12 protein-coding genes are annotated in these 6,421 nt (G+C 35.4%); 7 read left to right on the top strand and 5 right to left on the bottom strand.

The features are described 5' to 3' along the window. Positions 1-89: 89 nt before the first annotated feature. Positions 90-1,325 carry a serine hydroxymethyltransferase gene (gene glyA / locus CP355_RS09200; protein WP_087301136.1) on the bottom strand — a complete coding sequence of 412 codons (1,236 nt, stop codon included), beginning with the start codon at positions 1,323-1,325 and terminating at the stop codon, positions 90-92. A gap of 647 nt (positions 1,326-1,972) precedes the next feature. Between glyA and CP355_RS09190 the strand changes: the two genes are divergently transcribed. From CP355_RS09190 to CP355_RS09180, 3 genes are all read left to right on the top strand, one after another. Further along, entirely contained in the window at positions 1,973-2,488 is a 516-nt protein-coding gene (locus CP355_RS09190) for a hypothetical protein (RefSeq protein WP_025005730.1), read from the top strand. 69 nt (positions 2,489-2,557) lie between these two features. Then, entirely contained in the window at positions 2,558-3,055 is a 498-nt protein-coding gene (locus CP355_RS09185) for a methylated-DNA--[protein]-cysteine S-methyltransferase (RefSeq protein ID WP_098044384.1), read from the top strand. A 162-nt stretch (positions 3,056-3,217) separates the two neighbouring features. Then, positions 3,218-3,313 carry a putative holin-like toxin gene (locus CP355_RS09180; protein WP_080514199.1) on the top strand — a complete coding sequence of 32 codons (96 nt, stop codon included), beginning with the start codon at positions 3,218-3,220 and terminating at the stop codon, positions 3,311-3,313. Between the two features lie 188 nt (positions 3,314-3,501). On the opposite strand, the gene CP355_RS09175 is transcribed toward CP355_RS09180, so the two are convergent. Then, entirely contained in the window at positions 3,502-4,524 is a 1,023-nt protein-coding gene (locus CP355_RS09175) for a zinc-binding alcohol dehydrogenase family protein (protein ID WP_089145575.1), read from the bottom strand. Positions 4,525-4,673: 149 nt separating this feature from the next. On the opposite strand from CP355_RS09175, the gene CP355_RS09170 reads away from it, so the two are divergent. Beyond that, positions 4,674-5,009: a helix-turn-helix domain-containing protein gene (locus CP355_RS09170; protein ID WP_013085779.1), complete on the top strand. Its 336-nt coding sequence runs from the start codon at positions 4,674-4,676 to the stop codon at positions 5,007-5,009. A 158-nt stretch (positions 5,010-5,167) separates the two neighbouring features. Continuing rightward, positions 5,168-5,263: a putative holin-like toxin gene (locus CP355_RS09165; protein WP_080514199.1), complete on the top strand. Its 96-nt coding sequence runs from the start codon at positions 5,168-5,170 to the stop codon at positions 5,261-5,263. A 185-nt stretch (positions 5,264-5,448) separates the two neighbouring features. Here CP355_RS09165 and CP355_RS10750 read toward each other — a convergent pair whose 3' ends face one another. After that, on the bottom strand, positions 5,449-5,550 hold the full coding sequence (locus CP355_RS10750) for a hypothetical protein (protein ID WP_233185878.1): 102 nt from the start codon (positions 5,548-5,550) through the stop codon (positions 5,449-5,451). A gap of 10 nt (positions 5,551-5,560) precedes the next feature. Continuing rightward, on the bottom strand, positions 5,561-5,743 hold the full coding sequence (locus CP355_RS10745) for a DUF2992 family protein (RefSeq protein ID WP_233185877.1): 183 nt from the start codon (positions 5,741-5,743) through the stop codon (positions 5,561-5,563). Between the two features lie 8 nt (positions 5,744-5,751). Between CP355_RS10745 and CP355_RS09155 the strand changes: the two genes are divergently transcribed. Then, positions 5,752-6,078 (top strand): helix-turn-helix transcriptional regulator, encoded by a 327-nt coding sequence (locus CP355_RS09155; protein ID WP_098044383.1) that lies wholly within the window; start codon positions 5,752-5,754, stop codon positions 6,076-6,078. Beyond that, positions 6,056-6,190, top strand: coding sequence for a hypothetical protein (locus CP355_RS10740; protein ID WP_255406619.1), 135 nt, complete (start codon positions 6,056-6,058; stop codon positions 6,188-6,190). Before CP355_RS09155 ends, CP355_RS10740 begins: the two co-directional genes overlap by 23 nt. Here the strand turns inward: CP355_RS10740 and CP355_RS10735 are convergent. Beyond that, positions 6,187-6,315, bottom strand: a complete 129-nt coding sequence (locus CP355_RS10735) for a hypothetical protein (protein WP_005728161.1) — start codon at positions 6,313-6,315, stop codon at positions 6,187-6,189. The genes CP355_RS10740 and CP355_RS10735 overlap by 4 nt on opposite strands. Positions 6,316-6,421: the final 106 nt, after the last annotated feature.

The following is a 6,421-nucleotide window of genomic DNA, read 5'->3' as shown; positions in this document are numbered from 1 at the left end:
ATCAGTGCTTTAAAAGTCTAATATTAATTGTCAATGTCTTAACTTAATGACATTGGCAAAAAACTAGAACTGTTTATTTTCTATTCAAATTAATTAATTGGATGTTTTTGAGTTAATTCTTTAACTTCTTGTTTAACGTGTTCAATTGTTGTTTCATCTTCTGGATTAGACAAAATTTCAATAATTAATCCAGCTGTCTTTTTAGCGTCTTCCTCATCAAAACCGCGGCTAGTAATTGCTGGTGTACCAATTCTTAAACCACTAGTTACAAAAGGACTGCGCTGATCACCAGGGATTGATTCTTTATTGGTTGTAATATGAACTGAATCAAGCAAGTTTTGTGCATCTTTACCCGTTAACCCAGTATCTGTAATATCAATAATCATTAAGTGATTATCAGTACCACCAGAAACTACACGAATATTGTCAGACTTAGCAAAAGTTTCTGCCATTATCTTAGCGTTTTTGATTACTTGTTTAATATAATCGGTAAATTGTGGCTGTAAGTCTTCATAAAAAGCTTGCGCTTTTCCGGCAATTACGTGTTCTAAAGGACCACCTTGAATACCTGGAAACAAAGCTGAATTAATCTTTTTACCAATTTCTAAACTATTAGATAAAATCATGCCGCCGCGAGGACCACGCAAGGTCTTATGCGTAGTAGTCGTCACTACATCAGCTACTGGAATAGGACTAGGATGTTGGCCAGTTGCTACCAAACCAGCAATATGGGCCATATCAACCATTAAATAGGCGCCAACCTCATCGGCAATTTCACGGAATTTTTGCCAATCAATAATTCGGCTGTATGCAGAAGCACCAGCAACGATCAATTGGGGATGAACATCTAAGGCGATCTGACGAATAGCATCAAAATCAAGCTCTTCAGTTTCAACATTTAAGCCGTAACTATAAGATCTATATTCTTTACCACTGAAGTTTACTTTGGCACCGTGAGTTAAATGACCGCCAGCATCCATGCCCATGCCAAGGATTACATCGCCTGGCTTCAGCAAAGCTTGATAAACAGCCATATTTGCTTGTGAACCAGAGTGGGGTTGAACATTAGCAAATTTAGCATTGAATAATTTTTTAGCATAATCAATAGCAAGTTGTTCAACTTGATCAATGTATTGACAACCGCCATAATAGCGTCGACCAGGATAGCCCTCGGCATATTTGTTAGTTAAAACTGAACCTTGAGCTTCACGAACTGCATCAGAAACAATATTTTCAGAAGCAATTAATTCAATCGTGTTTTGTTGGCGCTCTTCTTCGTGATGAATAGCATTCCACAATGCGGGTGACTTTTCTGCATATTTCAATGAAAAGACTTCCTTTCTGACTTGTACTAAATAGTTTTCTTTACTGAAAAGTATACTATTTAGCGATTAAATGCGCACGACTACTGCGCGGAAATTCTTTTTTGAAAGCAGCTAAAACAGCATGACGGCAAGTAGCGGTATCAGCTAATTCATATTCCTCAGTAAAATGCAGATAGCCAGCTTCAATTAAAAATAAATAAATTTTATTTTCTATACAAAAACAGAAATCAATACTCTTGCAATATTTATTATTTTTTCTAAAATAAAAGCCGCTTGCAAGATAAATTGCAAGCGACTCATATTATGGGACATCATGCTTAGCTTTTCCGAAGCTAAGCATGTTTTTGTATACAATTAATTACTTTAAAATAACTATTCTATAACCTCGTCCTACTTAAGCGTAACACCTTTTCTCCCGGCTTTAAACGATTTTAGTATAAGTTAGTGATTACTTAATAGTCTTCAGCCGTAAAAAGGGGAATACCTTTTATTATGCTGGCGTATAGAAAATAACAACCAAACACTACATCCTTTCGTCTAATTTCCTAAAAAAATAGCAACTTTTATACCATTAAATTAAAAATATAGTTAAAATACTGGTATAATAGCGTTTCAGAATAATTAATGTAGAGGTGAGATTTCTGACCATGAAAAGTGCAAATTACACTAGAAAACATCACATGTATTTAATGAATCACAAAAATGGTGACGTTATCGAAGTAAGAATGGACAAGAAAAATAAGACATTCAAGAAAATACGACTTTATCGTCAAGATGGTTTGGGCAACTACTATCTAGATCCGCATGGGGAGTTTAAGGATCAGAAAAGTCCAGCAACCAAAGAGAATATCGTAGAAGCCGGAAAAAAGGTCAGCGATCATATCTCTAGTGCTGAGAACTGGCACCATAAAGTTAGACCTATTTTCAACGCTGAACACAAAATCGTCGATTTCGAACCAAGATTGCATTTGGAACACCACACCAAGATTCAAAATGCTAAAAGATATTTGCGTCACTTGGAAAGACGACACGCAGACTTTATTTTCCGTAAAAATAGCAAAACGCCTTTGTTAATCCCATGGAATTACATCAAGGATATGATCTATGAAGATCGCAATAAAGAAATGGTTCTAGCCCATAAGGTGCACAAGTTAAGAAAATAAATTAGATTAATAAGATGCTACCAATCATAATGGATGGTAGCATCTTATTTTTATCATAGGAGAAAAAACATGCAAACAGTTTCTTACTATAATTCACCTATTGGCAAAATATTGCTCGCTAGTAATGAACAAGGACTTATTGGTTTATGGCTAGATACTGATCGCTACTACGGTGACAATCTTGATAAAGAATATTCAGAAGGAGGAAATAAATATTTAGCTTCTGCTGATATCTATTTTCAAGGCAAAGAACCAGATTTTACTCCTCAATTACATTTGATCGGTACTGATTTTCAAAAAAGAGTCTGGCAAGCATTACTAAAAATTCCTTACGGGATGACAACTACTTATAAAGACATTGCCGTACAGGCTGCAAAAGATAAGGACCACTTACCTATTCGAGCAGCCGGTGGTGCTATTGGTAGAAATCATATTTGCATTATCATACCTTGCCACCGCGTTGTTGGTGCTAATCACAATTTAACTGGTTATGGCGGTGGAATTGATAAGAAAATTCAGTTGCTTAAACTTGAAGGCGTTAATATTAATCAGTTTAAAGAACCTTAGATACAAGAAAAGCCCGCATATCGCAAGCTTTTTTACTTGTTCGTCTTCTTTTGCAAACAAAATTTCTGTACAATTATTTTCGCAGAAAGTTTTATGAGCGGCGGTTGTTTTTCCTCCCGGAGGTGAGGCCTATGGTCAATATACTGCAGAAAGGGTTCAACCATGTCGGTTTACGAGAGTATTTCTTTGATGCTTTTGTTCGGTACGTTTGTGTTAGCTCTGCTAACTTACATCGACCATCATCACGACAAAAAATAAAAACGCCGCTCAATGTAATAACTTTGGCGAGTTATAGGGCGACGTTTTCAACGTTTTTATAATATCGACCACCGCTCTTAAAGCGGGCTGCAAAGGAGGTCTTTGGATCTCCTTTTTCTTTATCTAAATTATAGCATATTTTTTAAATTAAAAGCCTGCAAAATTAATTGCGAGCTTTCTATTAATGCTTAGTTTTCCCAGTCATAAACCACAACTTTACCGGTCATATGACCACTTTCTACTAATTTATGAGCCTTTCGTAAATTTATTGCATTTAAGGGTTCTAATGACTTAGTCATAGTGCATTTAAGTTTGCCATTATCTAACATCTGGGCAATTTTGTTTAAAATATCATGCTGACTAATCATATCTTCAGTTTGATAATAGGATTTAGTATACATCCATTCCCACGAAAAGTGTGCTTTCTTTTTGGTAAGCAACCTTAAATTTATTGGACGATGATTTTCAGTAATTGAAACAATGTGTCCCTCTGGTTTAATTAACTCACACATTTCTTTCCAATGACCATCTAAATCCTTTAATTCTAGGATGTAATCAACATACTTATATCCTAATTTCTTTACTTGTTTTACCAAGTCTTCACGATGGTTCACAACATAATCTGTGCCGTGATCTTGTGTCCATTTAATACTATCTGGACGGGATGCAGTTGCAATTACTGTTAATCCTGCTAAATGTGCCAATTGTGTAGCTACTGATCCTACTCCCCCAGCACCATTAATAATCAAGATCGTTTTACTCTGATTATTCTCTTGATTCCAAGTTAAACCCATTTGTTCAAATAAGGCTTCATAAGCTGTAAGTGAGGTTAAAGGCATTGCAGCCGCTTCATTATCTTTTAAAGTCTTTGGAGCATGACCAACTATTCTTTCATCAACTAGTTGGTACTCACTATCACTGCCTGATCTAATAAATGAACCTGCATAAAATACCCTGTCACCTTGTTTGAAGAGACTAACTTTCGACCCTACTTCTTCTACTACACCACATGCATCCCAACCGATCACTTTAGGCGTTTTTAAGACCATATGTCCACTTTTTCTAACTCCAACATCTACTGGGTTAACTGAAACTGCATTAACTTTTACTAACAAGTCATGACCCTTAGCAGTAGGTTTTTCCATATCAAAATCAATCAAACTTTCAGGATCATCAATCTTCAAGTGTTTTTTGAATCCAATTGCTTTCATTTTTATCTTCCTTCCTTATTTACTAATTAATTGTAAGTAAGCCATAGATAAAAACAAGAAGTGAATTTTTCCTTACTAAGTAACAAATTTTTCCCTAGCTTGATTAAATTTAAAGATTTAGAATTGAATTATTATATCGAGGTGAAAGAATGCCACGTCATATTTATAACTGCTCTGAAGGCTGTCCTGTTGAAAGTACACTTCAAATTATTTCAGGTAAATGGAAAAGTGTTATTATCTATCATTTAATCAAGAAAAAACACTGTCGTTTTAATGAATTGCAGAAATTGATGCCTAATTGTTCCAGACGAATGTTGTCACTTCAATTAAAAGAGCTAAAAAGTGATCAAATTATTGATAAAACTATTTTTCCAACAGTACCACCTAAAACAAGTTATCAATTAACTGCATTAGGTGAGACCCTTACCCCATTAATTTTAGAAATGGAAAAATGGGGCGACAAATATAATCAATTGCATGAATAAGAGCCCGCAAACTAATTGCGAGCTTTTTTATCTTGTTCGTCTTCTTTTGCAAACAAAATTTCTGTACAATTATTTTCGCAGAAAGTTTTATGAGCGGCGGTTGTTTTTCCTCCCGGAGGTGAGGCCTATGGTCAATATACTGCAGAAAGGGTTCAACCATGTCGGTTTACGAGAGTATTTCTTTGATGCTTTTGTTCGGTACGTTTGTGTTAGCTCTGCTAACTTACATCGACCATCATCACGACAAAAAATAAAAACGCCGCTCAATGTAATAACTTTGGAAGAGTTATTGAGTAGCGTTCACCGCAAAAAATAATCTTAACCGCCGCTCTTAAAGCGGGCTGCAAAGGAGGTCTTTGTATCTCCTTTTTCTTTACTTAAATTATAGCATATTTTCCAAAATGAAAACCCGCAAAATTAATTGCGAGCTTTTTCGACATCAATGACCACGGTGTTTTTCTCGACGTTTGACTTGTTTTTGTAAGAAACGTCTTTCTTGTTCTTCACGTTTCCTATCCTTCTTTACCTTTTTCTTGGCTATCTTTGACTGCTCAAATTGTTTTTTTCAAAGCTTGTTGTGCTTTGGTACCAATAGCTTTCTTTTGCGTGGCCTTATGAGCCAATCTTTGTGCTCTCTTAGGATTAACATGATAAACTTTTTCTTTTTCCGCTGTAGTTTGATAAAAATGCAGTTTCGAATAATAAAAGTTTACTAGCGTAAGTATCTCTGGCATATGTGGCAATGAATCTCCGTGAAGTAAATGACAAGGCAGGTTTAGGTAGAAACTCCATTTACAATTGGAAGAATCAAAGACCAGGAATTGATGCACTTAATGCAGTTGCAGATGTACTACACACATCAGCCGATTATTTAAGTGGCAAGACAGATAATCCTAGTCCATCGACTAAAGGTGATGAAACTGGTGGTATTTCTATCGATGGTGAAGTACCATATTTCTATCATGGCTACACTATTCCAGAAGACTACCTGAACATAGTTCGTCAACTTATGGAACGTGATATCAAAAAAGGACTTATTAAACGACATGACAACAGCAGATCAGAATAAACAAGAACTCATAGACTGGTTATTTGCCTACGCAAAAAAGCCTCAAATTGGCTATCTAAAGCCAAATGATGCTTTAATTGCTTTTTTCTCCAATGTCAATAGCTTAACTTAATGACATTGGAAGTCTAATTCTAGGTCATTTTTCTTTAAAGAAAGCAGTAAATGATTACGAGCTGGCTTAGACTTTTTAGCTTTTGGCTCACGAGCAAGAGGGACGATTAGCTTTTTTTCTGACATATGAATAACCTCCAAAATATTGATAAATTAATCATAATTGAAATCTAAAACGTAAGCGTCAGATAACCGAGTATCTTTCTTAGTCCTCTTTTTTCAGCTATTCTAA

This window comes from Lactobacillus sp. UMNPBX4, assembly GCF_002554115.1.
Taxonomy (GTDB): Bacteria; Bacillota; Bacilli; order Lactobacillales; family Lactobacillaceae; genus Lactobacillus; species Lactobacillus gallinarum.
The sequence above is the reverse complement of the archived record's forward strand: the minus strand, read 5'-3'. Positions and strand labels throughout refer to the sequence as shown.

Bases quoted from the DNA above. Each gene is read 5' to 3' on its own strand.
- CP355_RS09190 (WP_025005730.1), top strand. From the start codon at position 1,973: ATGAAAAGTGCAAATTACACTAGAAAACATCACATGTATTTAATGAAT.
- CP355_RS09185 (WP_098044384.1), top strand. From the start codon at position 2,558: ATGCAAACAGTTTCTTACTATAATTCACCTATTGGCAAAATATTGCTC.
- CP355_RS09180 (WP_080514199.1), top strand. From the start codon at position 3,218: ATGTCGGTTTACGAGAGTATTTCTTTGATGCTTTTGTTCGGTACGTTT.
- CP355_RS09175 (WP_089145575.1), bottom strand. From the start codon at position 4,524: ATGAAAGCAATTGGATTCAAAAAACACTTGAAGATTGATGATCCTGAA.
- CP355_RS09170 (WP_013085779.1), top strand. From the start codon at position 4,674: ATGCCACGTCATATTTATAACTGCTCTGAAGGCTGTCCTGTTGAAAGT.
- CP355_RS09165 (WP_080514199.1), top strand. From the start codon at position 5,168: ATGTCGGTTTACGAGAGTATTTCTTTGATGCTTTTGTTCGGTACGTTT.
- CP355_RS10745 (WP_233185877.1), bottom strand. From the start codon at position 5,743: ATGCCAGAGATACTTACGCTAGTAAACTTTTATTATTCGAAACTGCAT.
- CP355_RS09155 (WP_098044383.1), top strand. From the start codon at position 5,752: ATGAATCTCCGTGAAGTAAATGACAAGGCAGGTTTAGGTAGAAACTCC.
- CP355_RS10740 (WP_255406619.1), top strand. From the start codon at position 6,056: ATGACAACAGCAGATCAGAATAAACAAGAACTCATAGACTGGTTATTT.
- CP355_RS10735 (WP_005728161.1), bottom strand. From the start codon at position 6,315: ATGTCAGAAAAAAAGCTAATCGTCCCTCTTGCTCGTGAGCCAAAAGCT.